General features: G+C 53.7%; 20 protein-coding genes. 9 read left to right on the top strand and 11 right to left on the bottom strand.

The features are described from left to right. Nucleotides 1–240 precede the first annotated feature (240 nt). On the top strand, nucleotides 241–489 hold the full coding sequence (locus L3068_RS08780) for a GlsB/YeaQ/YmgE family stress response membrane protein (RefSeq protein ID WP_008500746.1): 249 nt from the start codon (nucleotides 241–243) through the stop codon (nucleotides 487–489). 127 nt (nucleotides 490–616) lie between these two features. On the opposite strand, the gene L3068_RS08785 is transcribed toward L3068_RS08780, so the two are convergent. Beyond that, nucleotides 617–715, bottom strand: coding sequence for a YoaK family small membrane protein (locus L3068_RS08785; RefSeq protein ID WP_014883431.1), 99 nt, complete (start codon nucleotides 713–715; stop codon nucleotides 617–619). Nucleotides 716–758: 43 nt separating this feature from the next. Then, nucleotides 759–1,778: a sensor domain-containing diguanylate cyclase gene (locus L3068_RS08790; protein ID WP_032637908.1), complete on the bottom strand. Its 1,020-nt coding sequence runs from the start codon at nucleotides 1,776–1,778 to the stop codon at nucleotides 759–761. Nucleotides 1,779–1,941: 163 nt separating this feature from the next. Between L3068_RS08790 and L3068_RS08795 the strand changes: the two genes are divergently transcribed. Both L3068_RS08795 and L3068_RS08800 read left to right on the top strand, forming a co-directional pair. Continuing rightward, the gene (locus L3068_RS08795; RefSeq protein WP_014883433.1) at nucleotides 1,942–2,196 is read left to right on the top strand and encodes a putative hemolysin; all 255 of its coding nucleotides are present in this window, start codon (nucleotides 1,942–1,944) and stop codon (nucleotides 2,194–2,196) included. A gap of 80 nt (nucleotides 2,197–2,276) precedes the next feature. Further along, nucleotides 2,277–2,582 carry a nuclear transport factor 2 family protein gene (locus tag L3068_RS08800; protein WP_023332731.1) on the top strand — a complete coding sequence of 102 codons (306 nt, stop codon included), beginning with the start codon at nucleotides 2,277–2,279 and terminating at the stop codon, nucleotides 2,580–2,582. Here the strand turns inward: L3068_RS08800 and L3068_RS08805 are convergent, their stop codons facing one another. Further along, nucleotides 2,583–2,927 carry a DUF488 domain-containing protein gene (locus tag L3068_RS08805; RefSeq protein WP_045135040.1) on the bottom strand — a complete coding sequence of 115 codons (345 nt, stop codon included), beginning with the start codon at nucleotides 2,925–2,927 and terminating at the stop codon, nucleotides 2,583–2,585. It lies immediately after the preceding gene. 101 nt (nucleotides 2,928–3,028) lie between these two features. Here L3068_RS08805 and L3068_RS08810 point away from each other — a divergent pair, with 101 nt between their 5' ends. Continuing rightward, nucleotides 3,029–3,736, top strand: coding sequence for a CTP synthase C-terminal region-related (seleno)protein (locus L3068_RS08810; RefSeq protein ID WP_049010365.1), 708 nt, complete (start codon nucleotides 3,029–3,031; stop codon nucleotides 3,734–3,736). A 32-nt stretch (nucleotides 3,737–3,768) separates the two neighbouring features. On the opposite strand, the gene L3068_RS08815 is transcribed toward L3068_RS08810, so the two are convergent. After that, nucleotides 3,769–4,956, bottom strand: a complete 1,188-nt coding sequence (locus L3068_RS08815) for a CynX/NimT family MFS transporter (protein WP_045281780.1) — start codon at nucleotides 4,954–4,956, stop codon at nucleotides 3,769–3,771. A gap of 99 nt (nucleotides 4,957–5,055) precedes the next feature. Here L3068_RS08815 and L3068_RS08820 point away from each other — a divergent pair, with 99 nt between their 5' ends. Continuing rightward, on the top strand, nucleotides 5,056–5,847 hold the full coding sequence (locus L3068_RS08820; RefSeq protein WP_023332735.1) for an AraC family transcriptional regulator: 792 nt from the start codon (nucleotides 5,056–5,058) through the stop codon (nucleotides 5,845–5,847). Here the strand turns inward: L3068_RS08820 and L3068_RS08825 are convergent. Then, nucleotides 5,831–6,277: a DUF441 domain-containing protein gene (locus L3068_RS08825; RefSeq protein WP_023332736.1), complete on the bottom strand. Its 447-nt coding sequence runs from the start codon at nucleotides 6,275–6,277 to the stop codon at nucleotides 5,831–5,833. The two genes, L3068_RS08820 and L3068_RS08825, sit on opposite strands and share 17 nt — an antisense overlap. Nucleotides 6,278–6,421: 144 nt before the next feature. Here L3068_RS08825 and yoaI point away from each other — a divergent pair, with 144 nt between their 5' ends. After that, nucleotides 6,422–6,526: a small membrane protein YoaI gene (yoaI, locus tag L3068_RS08830; RefSeq protein WP_023332737.1), complete on the top strand. Its 105-nt coding sequence runs from the start codon at nucleotides 6,422–6,424 to the stop codon at nucleotides 6,524–6,526. A gap of 16 nt (nucleotides 6,527–6,542) precedes the next feature. On the opposite strand, the gene L3068_RS08835 is transcribed toward yoaI, so the two are convergent. From L3068_RS08835 to yeaG, 3 genes are all read right to left on the bottom strand, one after another. Further along, nucleotides 6,543–7,043 (bottom strand): YbaK/prolyl-tRNA synthetase associated domain-containing protein, encoded by a 501-nt coding sequence (locus L3068_RS08835; protein WP_023332738.1) that lies wholly within the window; start codon nucleotides 7,041–7,043, stop codon nucleotides 6,543–6,545. A gap of 99 nt (nucleotides 7,044–7,142) precedes the next feature. Then, complete coding sequence (locus L3068_RS08840; protein ID WP_014883442.1) at nucleotides 7,143–8,426, bottom strand: YeaH/YhbH family protein; 1,284 nt, start codon at nucleotides 8,424–8,426, stop codon at nucleotides 7,143–7,145. Nucleotides 8,427–8,500: 74 nt separating this feature from the next. Then, a complete protein-coding gene (gene yeaG, locus L3068_RS08845) occupies nucleotides 8,501–10,435 on the bottom strand; it encodes a protein kinase YeaG (RefSeq protein ID WP_014883443.1) in 1,935 nt (644 codons plus the stop codon). Between the two features lie 431 nt (nucleotides 10,436–10,866). Between yeaG and L3068_RS08850 the strand changes: the two genes are divergently transcribed. Beyond that, nucleotides 10,867–11,613: a MipA/OmpV family protein gene (locus tag L3068_RS08850; RefSeq protein ID WP_014883444.1), complete on the top strand. Its 747-nt coding sequence runs from the start codon at nucleotides 10,867–10,869 to the stop codon at nucleotides 11,611–11,613. A 78-nt stretch (nucleotides 11,614–11,691) separates the two neighbouring features. Here L3068_RS08850 and L3068_RS08855 read toward each other — a convergent pair whose 3' ends face one another. Then, nucleotides 11,692–12,576 (bottom strand): D-hexose-6-phosphate mutarotase, encoded by an 885-nt coding sequence (locus L3068_RS08855; protein ID WP_214602793.1) that lies wholly within the window; start codon nucleotides 12,574–12,576, stop codon nucleotides 11,692–11,694. A gap of 75 nt (nucleotides 12,577–12,651) precedes the next feature. Next, complete coding sequence (gene gapA / locus L3068_RS08860) at nucleotides 12,652–13,647, bottom strand: glyceraldehyde-3-phosphate dehydrogenase (RefSeq protein WP_014831506.1); 996 nt, start codon at nucleotides 13,645–13,647, stop codon at nucleotides 12,652–12,654. A 341-nt stretch (nucleotides 13,648–13,988) separates the two neighbouring features. Here gapA and msrB point away from each other — a divergent pair, with 341 nt between their 5' ends. Beyond that, the gene (gene msrB / locus L3068_RS08865; RefSeq protein ID WP_023332742.1) at nucleotides 13,989–14,402 is read left to right on the top strand and encodes a peptide-methionine (R)-S-oxide reductase MsrB; all 414 of its coding nucleotides are present in this window, start codon (nucleotides 13,989–13,991) and stop codon (nucleotides 14,400–14,402) included. A gap of 41 nt (nucleotides 14,403–14,443) precedes the next feature. Then, complete coding sequence (locus L3068_RS08870; RefSeq protein WP_045135041.1) at nucleotides 14,444–14,722, top strand: YeaC family protein; 279 nt, start codon at nucleotides 14,444–14,446, stop codon at nucleotides 14,720–14,722. 60 nt (nucleotides 14,723–14,782) lie between these two features. Here L3068_RS08870 and chiD read toward each other — a convergent pair whose 3' ends face one another. Next, entirely contained in the window at nucleotides 14,783–16,039 is a 1,257-nt protein-coding gene (gene chiD, locus L3068_RS08875) for a chitinase ChiD (protein ID WP_047027171.1), read from the bottom strand. Nucleotides 16,040–16,218 lie beyond the last annotated feature (179 nt).

The raw sequence follows: 16,218 nt of genomic DNA on the forward strand, positions 1-16,218 counted from the left end.
GAAGCAATGTGAGCAATGTCGTACTGAATACCTGAGTATTTCTCTCAACTATTCAGCATTGAGAAAGATAATCTTTCTCAACAAAAGATGCAACCCCACATTTCCTGGGGAAGGGCATTTTGATGGCAAAATGCGCATCCGGTCAGTGTGAGGCTTATCACAAATTTCCTTTCTCAAATCCTGTGCTATCCTTTTTTGTGTCGTTGATTTAATGACAAAAACCATACAGAGAGGAAAGTTATGGGAATTTTATCCTGGATTATCTTTGGGCTTATTGCGGGTATTCTGGCGAAGTGGATCATGCCGGGCAAAGATGGCGGTGGGTTTATCGTCACCGTAATACTGGGTATTGTCGGCGCGGTAGTCGGCGGCTGGATCAGTACGCTGTTCGGCTTCGGGAAAGTAGATGGCTTTAACTTCGGCAGCTTTGCGGTTGCGGTGATCGGCGCGCTGGTTGTGCTGTTTATCTACAGAAAGATCAAAAGCTAAAACTGAAACGTTAAAAAAGGCTGCCGGATGGCGGCCTTTTTACATCACGGGTTCACCACCAGCCAAGCTGCGTGCCAGCAAAGGCCACAATGGCGATGATTAACATAATGAGCGTGGTTTTTCTCATTTATGCCCCCGGTGCAGCGTAACCACCGACAAAAAACCATGCCAGAAACACGACTGCCGTTATAAAAATAACGACAGGGAAGAGGATCCCTATTCTCATATCATCACCTTTTTCTTTTTATAACGCCGTAGAGTGTACGGGGTTAATCCATCGCGAGAAAGCGTGTTTTGCTTTTTCCTTTCTTATCCTGATACATCGCCACATCAGCAGCACGTAATGCGCTGTCCGGATCGGTTACGTCTGGGTCCACTTCGATGACGCCGAGGCTGGCTCCCGGATAAATAAGGTTAATGTTACCCAGCCAGTATTCCCCTGCAATGCGGGCGCTGAAGCGCGCTTTAAGCTGATTCATGTGCTCCTCATTGTCGACATGACTCAGAGAGGCCACCAGAAACTCATCGCCGCCCAGCCGACCAATGATATCGTCCTGCTGTTTTTCTGCGGTCAAACGCTTGCCCACTTCAATCAGGAACTGGTCGCCTGCTTCATGCCCATACCGATCGTTAATCAGTTTAAAATCGTCCAGGTCGATAAACGCAATGATGGCGTTACGTTTCAAGTGCCGAGCCAGGGAAAACAGAGTAGTCAGATCCTCAAAGATGGCGCGACGGTTGGGCAGGCCGGTAAGGGCATCGGTATAAGAGTGTGCGATGAGCGCCGCGTTGGCTTCCCGAAGCTGGTTCACCAGAGATTCTTTCTGAATGTACTGACCAATCAACCCGGCGAATAATTTTAACATCTGTTCACCGCGCTCGCTGAGCGGCTTTTTAGCCGTGCTGGTGGCGCAAAGCGTACCGTAAAGCGAGCCATCGGCGAGATGAACCGGAATGCTCATGTAAGTGGTAATACCGAGAGCTTTCGCCGCTTCGCACTCCGGCCAGCGCTCGGGGACATCGTTACTGAAGATGGTGTCGCTATCCAGCGCGCGCTTACACAGCGTTTCATCCCAGGGCACGCTCAGCCCCTCCGGGATCGTCATCTGCTTACTGTTTCGGGCATAAAGGATATGCTGCAGCCGCGCCTGGATATCCACCTTCGTCAGGTAAGTCGACTCCATATCGGTGACGATTTCCAGCATCTCCAGCAGCTGACGAACGAGACTTTCAAGGGATTGCTCAGTAACGAGGGTTTCTGAAACACGGGCAAGGATAATATCCGACATGACGTAGAAAGACTCCCAGGCAGAAGACGTCTGCATCTGCATGTTATGCTGAATTCTTAGGCTTCAGGCATAGTAAAACATGAATGCAGAAAATTTTATATATGGAGAAAGCGGCGCTGAGCCGTTACCCTTAGGCAAAGATGATGTCACAAGGATCGATGCGATGAGATTTCTGCTTCTGGCGCTGACGCTTCCCCTGGTCGCCTGTACCGCAAAAACAACCCCACCCGATGCGCCCAAACCGCCACAGGCCGTAGGTATGGCGAACCCGGCTTCCGTTTACTGTCTGGAAAAGGGCGGGGAACAGATCCCGATTCAAAGCCCGCAGGGTGTTCGTACCGAGTGCAAGCTGCCGGGTGGTGAAGTGATCGACGAATGGACGCTCTATCGTCGCGATCATCCGCAACCCACCAGGTGACAGAAGGGCAGGTGCTGCGATACACTTCTCTTTAGGATTATTCTTAGCCAGTATCTGGCTACTGTTACCGCGAGAGAAGTATGTTTCAGCTTAAACCGGGCAGCATGGCGATGATCATCGGTGCCCGCACGGCGTCTGGCCGTCGCAATATTGGTAAATCTGTTGAGTTGTTTGGTCTTTGCCAGCCTGGCCTGCGTTTTGTAAACCCGGTTAACGGCGTGATGACGCAATTACCCGCAAGTGCGGATCGTGCGCTTTGGCTGGTCACCGGAGACGTCTATGCCTTTGACAATCAGCACGGCTTTGCGTTTGTTCGCGCCGAACATCTGATGCCGCTCACCCCTGATCAAGCCCCGCAAATGCTGGATGAGCTGACAATCAGCTGATCACAAATGGCGTAGCCAGTCGGCTAAAACCAGGGCGTGATTCTGTTCCGTGTTTTTCGCGCCATAGAGGAGGGTGAGAGTCTGCTTGTGTGCCAGCGCCGCAAGACGCCTTCCCTCGTCCTTATGCTGCGCCAGTTCTTCCTGATAGGCTTTACTGAAAGTCGCAAAATCAATAGCTTCGCTATGATACTCCTGACGTAATGCGTTCGATGGCGTGAGTGTTTTACACCATTCGTCATGGGCGAGGTCCGTTTTTTTAACCCCGCGCGGCCAGAGTCTGTCCACCAGCACCCGATAGCCATCGTCCGGGCTTGCCTGCTCATAGACGCGTTTGCACTGAATCATAATTCCACCCTCCCAATTTAAGGTATTGTGATAATTGCAGAAGATCGGTAGTCTGAGGTTCCTTATGTTATCTGATAATACTCTGGCATAAGGAACCTTTCATGGAACACCTCCCGGTTAAAACGACGCTCCGCATTGCGCTGGTTGGCGATTACAATCCTGATGTTATTGCACACAAGGCGATCCCGCTGGCCATTGACGATGCTGCGGCCGTTCTTGACCTCACCGCCGATTACGACTGGCTTGCTACCCCGGAATTAACCAGTTCTGAGGATCTGGTGGGCTACGATGCCATCTGGCTGGTTCCTGCGAGCCCCTATAAAAACACAGAGGCCGCCTTTATCGCCGCACGCTACGCCCGTGAAAACAGTATTCCGTTCCTGGGGACCTGCGGTGGGTTCCAGCATGCGCTGATTGAGTATGCCCGTAACGTGCTGGGCTGGCACGATGCGGCACATGCTGAGACGGATACCGAAGGCACTATGGTGATCGCGCCGCTGACCTGCTCGCTGGTGGAAATATCCGATGCCATTGAACTGCGCAGCAATACGCTGATCGCCAAAGCCTACGGCAAACCCGAAATTGAAGAGGGATATCACTGCAACTATGGTGTGTCGCCGGAATTTGCTCAGGCGCTGGAGAGCGGTGATATGCGCGTGACGGGCTGGGACGAACAGGGGGAAATCCGTGCGGCGGAGCTGATAACCCACCCGTTCTTTGTGATCACTTTGTTCCAGCACGAGCGTGCTGCGCTGGAAGGACGTCCGGTGGTTCTTGTACAGGCATTGCTTCGCGCGGCGCGGGGCTAAAACAGGGCAGACCCGATGGTCTGCCTTCGTGTTTAGCGGGGCGCGATTTCCCGGTCGCGCCCGGCAAGTATCCCGCAGACGGCCATGACGATCGCGGCCAGCGCACAGGCGAGAAGGGGGATGCGCCAGTCTCCTACCGAATCGTGGATTTTACCCATCAGCGGCGGTCCGCAGGCAGCGAGCAGGTAGCCGATAGACTGTGCCATACCGGACAATGCCGCCGCCTGATGCGCAGAGCTCGCGCGCAGACCGATGAACGTCAGGCCGAGGATCATCGTTGCTCCGGAGCCAAAGCCAAACACCAGCGTCCACATCACCGCCATATCCGGCATAAACCACAATCCCGCAGCGCTTACTGCGCACATCAGCGCCACTGCACCGGCGATCGTCCGCTGATCTTTCAGCCGATGGAGGATCAGCGGAACGGCAAGTCCCGGCACGGCTGTCGCCAGCTGTAAAAGACCATGCACCGAACCTGCCTGCGCCTCGCTGTAGCCGTGGCTAAGCAGTATCGCCGGCAGCCAGCCGATGATGACGTAATAGATAAGAGAGTTAATCCCCAGAAAGAGCGTCACCTGCCAGGCGAGAGCAGAACGCCAGATTGCGCGGTTATGTAACGCGCCTGCGCCTGTTACCGTCGCAACATGTTTCTGACGCCACTGCGGCAGCCAGAGCAGCAAGGCGAGCAGCGGAAACACCATCAGCATCAGCAGCGCGCCCTGCCAGCCTGCATGACCCTGGGCCAGCGGCACGATTAGCGCCGAGCCTAACGCGGCGGCTGCCCCCATCGTCAGGGAATAGGCACCGGTGAGTTTCGCCACCTGGCCCGGAAAGTCACGTTTAATTAAACCTGGTAACAGCACGTTCCCAAGCGCGATCCCGCAGCCAATCACTGCCGTGCCGATGAAAAGCAGGGCAGCGGAAGGCAGGGAGCGAACGGCTATCCCGGCGCAAATCAGCAAGAGGGCGATAAACAGGCTACGCTCCATGCCAATACGTCGGGCCAGACCTGCGGCGAGCGGGGAGATCAGGGCAAAAGCCAACAGGGGCAGGGTGGTCAGCAGACCGGTTTGCGCCGTGCTTAAGCCATAATCAAGGCGAAGGGTATCCAGCAGCGGGGCTGCGCCGGTAAAGGTGACGCGAAGCGTGGTGGCGATCATCAGGATGCCTGCAATCAACAGCGCGCCGTGTTTTCCTGAGGTGCGAATAGCAGTAGTCATTATGTTCTCATACGTTCAAGCGAGCGCACACAATACCGATTTTCCCGGCGGTTGAAATCAGGCTAAAATGACAGTTTATCGCTAAAATCGGACAACATGATGATTGGACTGGGACTGGACGGCTACGATCCTGATAGCCAGCATGATGCGGCCGTCGCCTTTCGCATCCGTGTGGTGGCGGAGGAACAATATATTCCCCTGCATCATCACCGCAAGGGACAGCTGATTCTGGCGCTTGGCGGCGCGATTACCTGTGAAGTGGAAAATGCCATGTTGATGGTACCGCCCCAGTACGCGGTCTGGATCCCCGGGCAGATGCCGCACAGTAACAGGGCCACGCCGGGGGCGCAGCTCTGCTTTTTGTTCATTGAGCCCGGCGCCGCCAGTCTGCCCGACCGCTGTTGTACGCTGAAAATGTCCCCTCTGGTGCGGGAGCTCATTTTATCTCTGGCAGAAAAATCGCAGGCACAGCTTCAGCTTGCGGCCACATCCCGGCTGGTCGATGTCCTGTTTGATGAACTGCCGCTACAGCGTCAGGAGCATTTACAGTTACCCGTCTCGCCCCATCCAAAAATCCGGCTGATGAGCGAGAAGATGGCTGAAGAGCCCGCGGCCTGGCAGACGCTGGCACAATGGGCAAGCCACTTCGCCATGAGCGAACGCAACCTGGCGCGACTGGTGGTAAAAGAGACCGGTTTAAGCTTTCGTCGCTGGCGTCACCAGCTGCAGCTTATTGTGGCGTTACAGCATTTGATCGGCGGGAAATCGGTACAGCAGGTGGCGCAGTCACTGGGTTATGACTCGACCACCGCGTTTATTACCATGTTTAAGAAGGGGCTGGGTCAGACGCCGGCGCGTTACATGGCCAGCCTGACTACGACTTCCCGATAAACAGGGAGACCAGCCCGGCTGCAATCAGCGGGCCCACCGGCACGCCGCGAAAGAGCGCTACGCCCAGCACCGTGCCCACCAGCAGACCCGCAACCAGCGAAGGCTGGCTGCTCATCAGCGTAACGCCGCGCCCCCCGAGCCATGAGACAAAAACACCTACCGCGATAGCCACCAGCGATTTCCAGTTGACAAACGAGTGCAGCAGCGTTGAGGCGGGAAGCGTACCGCTGGCGATGGGCGCCATCACCCCGATGGTTAAAATGATTATCCCGATGGTGAGGCCTTGCTTTTCTATCCACGGGAAAAAGGTATTTAACGGCGTGACGCGTACGATAATCAGCACCAGAATCGAGATGGCGACGGTGGTGTTATGACTGATAAAACCCAGCGCGGCGAGTGCCAGGAGAATGAGCAGAGTAGGGTCAAACATAGGGAATCCTTGCCAAAATAATCGTCCTGCTTACTGTACGCGGAAAAAGGGCGGAGAACAGTTTTAAAAAGATTTTACCGCTGTCATAACCTTGTCATTTACGCGGTTTAAAACGAAGGCAGATATCGCAAAGGGGTCGCTATCATGAACGATCACATGTTTGTTGAAACGCTGATTATCTCCTCATCGTTTTTCGCCATTGCCGCGATTCTCGTCGCCTCCGTGCTGTTGCTGGAGAGAAAAGGCTGACAGTCAGCCTTCACGGTTAGACTTTATGGAAAGTCACCAGCTCAGGACGGGCGATGCGCAGGTAATCCTGGGTATCCATGATCACGGATTTTTCCAGCAGGCCGGCGTTAAACGCGATTTCGTCGAAACGCTCGAACAGCAGCGGGTCGGCGACCAGCGTCAGATCGGGGTGGAAACTAAAAGGCGGAATAGCGCCGAATACGCAGGCGGTAAGGGTACTTACCTCGGCCGGGCTGGCGAGGGAGGCTTTAAGCCCGCCGAAATGGCTGGCAAGCCGGCTCAGGTCTGCCTGCAGATCGGCGGCCAGGATCGCCAGAACATGTTTTTTAACACCGTTTCCCTTCACTTTGCAGACCAGGGCTTTTGCGCCCTGACGCAGATCGGTCCCGCGTATTTCACTTACCGCTTCACATTTCCCGACCGCCTCGTGCTCCATAACGCGAAAACGTGCGCCTTGCCCGGTGAGTAAGGTTATCAGTTGCTGGTGGGTTCCTGTCCCCATAACGTCGTCAGTCATCGTGATTTTCCCGGTGATAATCCAGTATGCAGATGGCTACATTAGCACGAGAAGAACGGCGTCGAAAGAAAACAGCCAGCGCGTTCGCTGGCTGTGAGATTATGCGTTGCTGTTAGCAGACTGCTTGTGGAAGAGCTCCCTGAACACCGGATAAATATCATCCTGGTCACGGATATGTTGCATGGCAAAATTATCAAACATCGATTGCAGATGTTCATATTCCCGCCACAGGGTCTGATGCGCGCGACGGGTAATTTCGATATAGCTGTAGTAACGCACCACCGGCAGAATTTTCTTCGCCAGGATGTCGTGACAAAGCGGTGAGTCGTCGGCCCAGTTATCACCATCGGACGCCTGCGCGGCATAGATATTCCATTGCGCCGGGTCGTAACGCTCTTTCACGACTTCATCCATCAGCTTCAGCGCGCTGGAGACGATGGTGCCGCCGGTCTCCTGCGAGTAGAAGAACTCATGCTCGTCGACCTCTTTAGCCTGCGTATGGTGGCGAATATAGACCACTTCCACGTTCTTATAGGTTCTGCTCAGGAACAGGTAGAGCAGGATATAAAAACGCTTCGCCATATCCTTGGTGGCCTGGTCCATGGAGCCGGAGACGTCCATCAGACAGAACATCACCGCCTGGCTGGAGGGCTCTGGGCGTTTTTCATAATTCTTGTAACGCAGGTCGAACGTGTCGATAAACGGAACACGATCGATCTTCGCTCTTAGCTCGGCAATCTCTTTGCGCAGGCGCTCCTCTTCCAGCAGTTGCGCCGGCTCCGTGTTTTCCACGACCTTCAGGCTACTCTCAAGTTCGCGCAGTTCACGACGTTTGCCTGCCGTCATGGCCGTGCGTCGCGCCAGCGAATTCTGCAACGAACGCACAACGCTGATGTTGGCGGGGACGCCGTTGGCGGTATAGCCCGCGCGATGGGTTTTGTACTCGTTAAGCTGACGATGCTGATTCTTTTTCAGATTCGGCAGCGCCAGGTCCTCAAACAGCAGGTCGAGGTATTCATCTTTTGAAATCTGGAAAACGAACTCATCCTGACCTTCACCGTCCTGGCTGGCCTGTCCCTGACCGCTTCCTGAACCACCGCCGCCGCCCTGAGGACGCTCAATTCTGTCGTTCTGAACGAAGTGGTCATTACCTGGGTGTACGCGATGGCGCAGACCGCCTCGCCCCTGATGAAACATCGGTTCGCTGATGTCATCGGTGGGGATGGAAACAGACTCGCCGCTGTCGACGTCGGTCACCGAGCGTTTGTTGATGGCCTCGGAGATCGACTGTTTAATTTGCGCTTTGTAACGGCGCAAGAAGCGCTGGCGGTTCACCGTGCTCTTGTTTTTGCCGTTAAGACGCCGGTCAATAAACCAGGTCATATACCCCCCGTACTGCATTTGCCAACTTGCGTTTTTGTTGGCCCGGCAGGCGCTAGCGCTGCCGGGCACTTGTTTTAGGACGATTTACGCACGCGCAGATACCATTCGCAGAGCAGGCGAACCTGTTTGCGGGTGTAGCCTTTTTCCATCATACGGTCGACAAAATCGTCGTGTTTCTTCTGCTCATCGGTTGAGGTTTTGGTGTTGAACGAGATAACCGGCAGCAGCTCTTCGGTATTGGAGAACATTTTCTTCTCAATCACGGTGCGCAGTTTCTCGTAGCTGGTCCAGTTCGGATTGCGTCCGTTGTTATGCGCTCTGGCGCGCAGGACGAAGTTCACAATCTCATTACGGAAGTCTTTCGGGTTGCTGATCCCGGCAGGCTTCTCGATTTTTTCCAGTTCCGCGTTCAGGGATTCACGGTCAAACAGCTGGCCGGTATCCGGGTCGCGGTACTCCTGATCCTGGATCCAGAAGTCAGCGTAGGTGACATAACGGTCGAAAATATTCTGTCCGTACTCTGAATAGGATTCCAGGTAGGCTGTCTGGATCTCTTTGCCAATGAACTCGGCGTATTTCGGAATCAGGTAGCCTTTCAGGAACTCAAGATAGCGTTCAGCCTGCTCCTGCGGGAACTGCTCGCGTTCAATCTGCTGCTCCAGCACGTAGAACAAGTGAACCGGGTTGGCCGCCACTTCCGCATGGTCGAAGTTAAAGACGCGGGAGAGGATCTTAAACGCGAAACGGGTGGACAGGCCGTTCATCCCTTCATCGACCCCGGCGTAATCACGATACTCCTGATAGGATTTCGCTTTCGGGTCGGTGTCTTTCAGGCTTTCGCCATCATAGACGCGCATTTTTGAGTAGATGCTGGAGTTTTCCGGCTCTTTCAAACGCGAAAGGATAGAGAAGCGCGACAACGTTTCCAGCGTGCCTGGCGCGCAGGGTGCGTGCACCAGCTCACTGTGGTTGAGCAGTTTCTCGTAAATCTTGATCTCTTCGGAGATCCGCAGGCAATAAGGCACCTTGACGATGTACACGCGGTCAAGGAAGGCCTCATTGTTTTTATTATTACGGAAGGTCACCCATTCGGATTCGTTCGAGTGGGCGAGGATTATCCCGTTAAACGGCAGGGCGGAGATACCTTCCGTCCCGTTATAGTTCCCTTCCTGGGTCGCCGTCAGCAGAGGATGCAGCACTTTGATTGGTGCTTTAAACATCTCCACGAATTCCATAATCCCCTGGTTGGCGCGGCACAGCGCACCGGAATAGCCGTAGGCATCCGGGTCATTTTGTGCGAAGTTTTCCAGCTTACGGATATCAACTTTACCCACCAGAGCCGAGATATCCTGGTTGTTCTCATCACCCGGTTCCGTTTTGGCAATGGCGATCTGCTCAAGGATAGACGGCCACACTTTCACCACGCGGAATTTGGTGATATCGCCCCCAAACTCATGCAGGCGTTTTGCCGCCCACGGCGACATGATGGTGCCGAGGTAGCGGCGCGGAATGCCAAACTCTTTATCCAGAATTTGCGCATCTTCCTGTGGATTAAACAGGCACAGCGGATGGTCGTTCACCGGGCTGCGTTCGCCATTAGCGCTCAACACATAAATCGGCACGCGCTGCATCAGCGACTTCAGGCGTTCAGCCAGCGAGGATTTACCGCCACCGACCGGGCCGAGTAAATAGAGGATCTGTTTCTTCTCTTCCAGACCCTGAGCGGCATGCTTCAGATAGGAGACAATCTGTTCAATGGCATCTTCCATGCCGTAGAACTCTTCGAACGCCGGATATCGGGCGACCACCCGATTCGAAAATAGACGGGAAAGCCGTGGCTCCAGGGCAGTATCAACCATGTTTGGCTCACCAATAGCCATCAATAGCCGTTCTGCCGCATTGGCATAGGCACTGCGATCTTGCCGACAAATGGTAAGAAACTCCTGCAGTGTGAACTCTTCGTCCTTGGCAGCTTCATAGCGCTGGCGATAGTGATCGAATATATTCATGGCATGCCGTCCTTTCGTTTTTTAGCACAGGATAAGAGCCGTTCGTATGAGTAGTGGAGGCTCCCGGAAGAGAATCTCTCGCACCTCACTGCCAGAGCAGCAACCTGTGTGCCAGGTCAGAGGCTAAGAACCGCAGGGCGTTCAGGAAAACTCTTCTTAAAATTAAGCGTAGATGGCATTTGCCAAACTTGCATGCTGAGAAAATCTAATTTCAATGACATATCAATAACTCATCCAAAAATTTCCACCTGGGTTCTAAGGCTTAAGCACGTTTTTCATTCAGTGGTCATATAAATGAAAGCGTGCTGTCATCTGAAAAGTGAAAAATAACGGGTTAATCAGACTGATTAGCAGGCAAAAAATTTTGGGTTGTACGGGAATGGCGGTTACACTTCTCCCGCTGATTATTTGACTACAGGAAAGAATGGATTGTGACCAAACTCAAACTTCTGGCATTGGGCATCCTTGCCGCGACCGCAGTTAGCACCGCTCAGGCGGAAAGTCAGTGGACGGTTGGCGCGGGTGTTGGCGTCATTAACAGCCCATACAAACAGTATGATCGTGACGTATATCCTGTTCCCGTTATCACCTATGAAGGCGAGAACGTCTGGTTCCGCGGTCTCGGCGGCGGCTACTATCTCTGGAACGACACGGCCGACAAGCTCTCTATCATGGCCTACTACGATCCAACGCACTTCAAGCCGGGAGACAGCGACAGCCACGCGCTTCGCCAGCTCGATAAGCGCAAAAGTAGCATGATGGCCGGGCTTTCATACGTGCATAACACCGAGTATGGCTTCCTGCGTACTGCTCTGGCAGGTGATACGCTGGACAACAGCAACGGCTTTATCTGGGATCTGGCATGGCTGTACCGTTATACCAACGGCGGGCTCACCCTGACGCCGGGCATCGGTGTGCAGTACAACAGTGAAAACTACAATGACTACTATTACGGCGTCTCTAAAAACGAGTCTCGCCGCAGTGGTCTGAAAAGCTACAGCGCAGATGATGGCTGGGATCCCTACCTGGAGCTGACCGCGAGCTATAACTTCCTTGGCGACTGGAGCGTCTACGGTACTGGCCGTTATGAGCGTCTGAGCGATGAAGTGAAAGATAGCCCGATGGTCGATAAGTCCTGGGCGGGTATCTTCTCTGTGGGTGTGACCTACAAGTTCTGATTGTGCATTAATTCAGTGCAATCATTGCATCAAAACGGGGCGCTTGCGCCCCGTTTGCTTTTTTGTGGTGCAGGGCGATTATCGCTTAACAATACGGATCGTCTGCCCTAAACGAGACGGTTTTTCTTCGCTCGCTTTCTGCGGCGTGGTCACGCAGGCTGTTTCTACACAAACGAATGTTTTGTAACCGTCATCAGGAATATCGGCCATGCTGACAGACAATGCCGGACCTGGGTTCCAGCCCACCACATTGCTGTGATGATGATGAACGACCTCAATGCCGCGGTTCAGGGCACCATCGTGGATCACGCTGCAGGCTTCCGGGTGGAGATAGACGCGGTCGGTACGATCGGGGAAAGCCTGAACGCCGTCGCTCAGCTTGCCCTCTTTCGCATTATCAACTTTGTCGATAAAGGTATCGCCGAGGCCGCTCACCTTCACTGCGTTGATGTCACCCACGTTGAAGTAGGTGTGCAGGGCAGACGTGGTTTCGAACTCGCCATGCGCTTCCAGCTCAATTTCGCAGGTTTTACCCAGCTTGAAACGGGCGTACAGGGTGAAATCATGCGGCCACAGGGCGCGGGTTTCATCATTCGCCTGCAGCTCAAAGGTCAGCACGGCACCGTTGTCATCTTCATTGTGCGCTTTCAGCGTCCACTGCTGGTTACGGGCAAAACCGTGAGACGGCAAACCCTGCTGTGTGGACGGGCCGAACAATGGCCAGCAGATGGGGACGCCGCCACGGATAGCAGCCCCTTTTTTGAACGAGGTGGCCTCGCTCAGCCACAGTCCTTCCTCTTCGCCCTCAGGCTTCCAGGAGAGCAGGTGGGCGCCATTCAGCGCCACGGAGGCTTTCACGCGCGGGTGGTCAACGACGATAACATCAGCGCCGTCAATCTGGCGGCGGGAGAGCACAGGGGTAAGTTGTTCGACTACCGGAAGTGCAAATATTTTATTAATCATTAAGCAATCCTCTGTCTAAAAAACAATAAAAAAGGCGACCGAAGTCGCCTTTTTGGATCAAACACTCATCTCAACTTATTTGGAGATGTGAGCGATCAGGTCCAGTACTTTGTTAGAGTAGCCAGTTTCGTTGTCGTACCAGGAAACCAGTTTCACGAAGTTGTCGTTCAGTGCGATACCAGCTTTAGCATCGAACACGGAAGTGCACACTTCGCCGTTGAAATCAGTAGATACAACGTCGTCTTCGGTGTAACCCAGAACGCCTTTCATTGCGCCTTCGGAAGCAGCTTTGATTGCTTTCTTAATTTCTTCATAAGAAGCAGCTTTTTCCAGACGAACGGTCAGGTCAACAACGGATACGTTAGGCGTTGGAACGCGGAACGCCATACCAGTCAGTTTGCCATTCAGTTCTGGCAGTACTTTACCTACAGCTTTAGCAGCACCGGTAGAGGATGGGATGATGTTCTGAGCCGCGCCACGGCCGCCGCGCCAGTCTTTGTGAGACGGGCCGTCAACGGTTTTCTGAGTAGCGGTGGTAGCGTGAACGGTAGTCATCAGACCTTCGATGATGCCGAAGTTGTCGTTGATAACTTTAGCCAGCGGTGCCAGGCAGTTGGTGGTGCAGGATGCGTTGGAAACGATGTCCTGGCCAGCGTAAGTTTCGAAGTTTGCACCACGAACGAACATTGGGGTGTTGTCTTTAGAAGGACCAGTCAGAACAACTTTCTTCGCGCCTGCAGTGATGTGTTTACGTGCAGTTTCGTCGGTCAGGAAGATACCGGTAGCTTCAGCTACAACATCAACACCGATTTCGTTCCATTTCAGGTTAGCTGGGTCTTTCTCAGCAGTAACGCGGATGGTTTTGCCGTTAACAACCAGGTGGCCGTCTTTCACTTCAACGGTGCCGTCGAAACGACCGTGAGTTGAGTCGTACTTCAGCATGTACGCCATGTATTCAGCGTCCAGGAGATCGTTGATACCAACGATTTCGATGTCAGAACGTTTCTGAGCAGCACGGAAAACAATACGGCCGATACGGCCAAAACCGTTGATACCTACTTTGATAGTCATATATTCCACCAGCTATTTGTTAGTGAATAAAAGGTTGCCTGTAAAATTACAAAAACCTTACGCAGCGTCAAGCGGAATCGTGTCAATCATTGCGACAAATCAATCCTGTGACTAACGTTTGTGCGACTGACTCGCCTCACTTTCCCTTTGAGCTTGCAACCACATGGGGGCTGCGCCCGGAATTTTAAAGTCCTCGCAGGATAAAAATGTGAACATGATCACAATTGCCTGACCGCCTTTTCGCGACACATAAGTTTAGAACAAAAGTGCACGCAAGGGTGTTAATGTTTTGTTAGAATCCGGGTTAAAAGATGTCTGTTTCTACAGCGAGATGTAAGCATATGTCGAACCAACGTAACCCTGACGATTTGAAAAAAAACCTCACAGAAATGCAGTTTTACGTGACGCAGAACCACGGCACGGAACCGCCATTCACCGGGCGTTTACTGCACAACAAGCGAGACGGCGTCTATCACTGTCTGGTCTGTGATGCCCCGCTGTTTAACTCACAAACGAAATTCGATTCCGGCTGCGGCTGGCCGAGCTTTTACGAGCCGGTGAGCGATGAGGCCATCCGCTATCTGACTGACACCTCGCACGGCATGGTGCGCACGGAAATCCGTTGCGGGACCTGCGACGCGCACCTGGGGCACGTCTTCCCGGATGGTCCACAGCCAACGGGGGAGCGTTTCTGCGTCAATTCGGCCTCCATGAGCTTTACGGATGATGAAAACGGCGACCAGATCAAGGGTTGAAAAAACGATTCAGCAAATTATTCCTTTGAAAGGGAGAGATCGTGAATATTGATGACATGATTAACGGGATGACCCAGGATGTTTATCAGCGTCTGGTCACCGCCGTTGAACTGGGAAAATGGCCGGATGGCGTGGCGCTTACCCCTGAGCAAAAAGAGAACAGTTTGCAGCTGGTGATGCTGTGGCAGGCGCGCAACAATACTGACGCGCAGCACATGACGATCGATACCAACGGCCAGATGGTGATGAAAAGCAAGCGAGAGCTGAAAGAAGATTTTGGCATCACGCCGAAGCCAATTGCGACGCTGAAAATGCAATAACCGTGCGGGCTGATGCCTTCATCCAACCCTCTCCCCGTGGGAGAGGGTTTGAATGCGTCGCTACTTTTGCGGGATCCCTAATGACTCTGCCAGCTGCTTCGCTAACTGGTTGTTATCGTCCGCGCCATACTCCCAGAACATCGCCCCGGCGAGACCTTTCTGTCTAATGTAGTCCGCTTTGATCGCCACGGAACGTGGGTTCTCATACGAAATCGCAAAGAGCGCCTTGCCGTCGGCTGCTTCCACGGAGAGCCACGGCACTTTCGCCTGGTCGTCCCAGTGCTCGGTAAAACGCTTCTGCGGATCGTTCAGCAGCTTTTTCACGATATCGTTGTACTTCACGTAGGTATCTTTGGTCAGGTCATAGCCGAGCGACCTGAACAAGCCGAGCTCCTGCGGTCCAAAGTAGGGCTGGGTGACCGGATTTTTTTGTGCGTCCGGCTTGCTCCAGTCGATACCCGGCTCAACGGCGCGTTTCGGTACGCGACCGTAAAACCCGATCCCGAGGTTCATCTGCTGTGGTTTCAGTCCCGCGGCCAGATAGTTATTTACCACAAAGTCCACGCTGTATTTATCGGCAGCAGCCACCGTCGGCCAGGCGCTGGAATCATAGAGGTTGGCGTTAAAATACTGGGTACCATACGCCATGTCGTAGGTCATCAGGTTGATGTAGTCGAGCAGGGGAGCGATGGCTTTGACATCCACCCAGCTTTTCGGACTTTCCGCATTGGCGCCTACCGCAATGGTCACCAGCTTTTTCTGCCCGAATGCGTCGCGCATCTCTTTCAGCAGCGCGGTGAAGTTGTCCCTGTCGGCTGGCGTGCTGGCAACCAGTCCCCACGCGCCGTTGACCGGGTACTCCCAGTCGAGATCAATCCCGTCCAGACCGTATTTGTCGACAACCTCCTGAGCGGACCGGATAAACACCGCACGACTCTCTTTGGTGGCCGCTGCGCCAGAGAAACCACGCGCACCCCAGCCGCCAACAGAGAGCAGCACTTTAAGGTGCGGGTTTTGTTTACGCAGAGTGGGGATTAAGGCCAGATCGGATGCCACTTTTGGCGAAAGCCAGATCTGATGCAGTTTCGTCGGATCTTTCAGCGCGGCGTTGGTTTCGTCTTTCTCGTCGTTGTAGACCAGACCAAACGAATAGTTCAGGTGGGTGATCTGGCGGACATCCAGTTTATTAATGTCGCCACCCGGTCCGGCGGTGACATCGCCACCCCCGTTGAAATAGCCGACGGACATCAGGGGCGCAGCGGAAGCCAGTGACGCGCAAAGCAAGGGTAATGCTGCCAGCAAGGGCAAACGTTTCATATAATTTCCTCTTTGACTTAATAAAAATAACCACGCCACAGAAAAGGCGTGGCGAAAAAACAACCTGACGAGAATAGCATTGCCGCTTCGCTGAGGATGCGAGGGAGTTCACTTTATGGGGATTGGAGAAGAAATGCCGGGTGGCGCTGCGCTCCAGAGAAAGTAGGCCGGGTAAGGCG

The organism is Enterobacter cloacae complex sp. ECL414 (assembly GCF_021869685.1).
Taxonomy (GTDB): domain Bacteria; phylum Pseudomonadota; class Gammaproteobacteria; order Enterobacterales; family Enterobacteriaceae; genus Enterobacter; species Enterobacter kobei.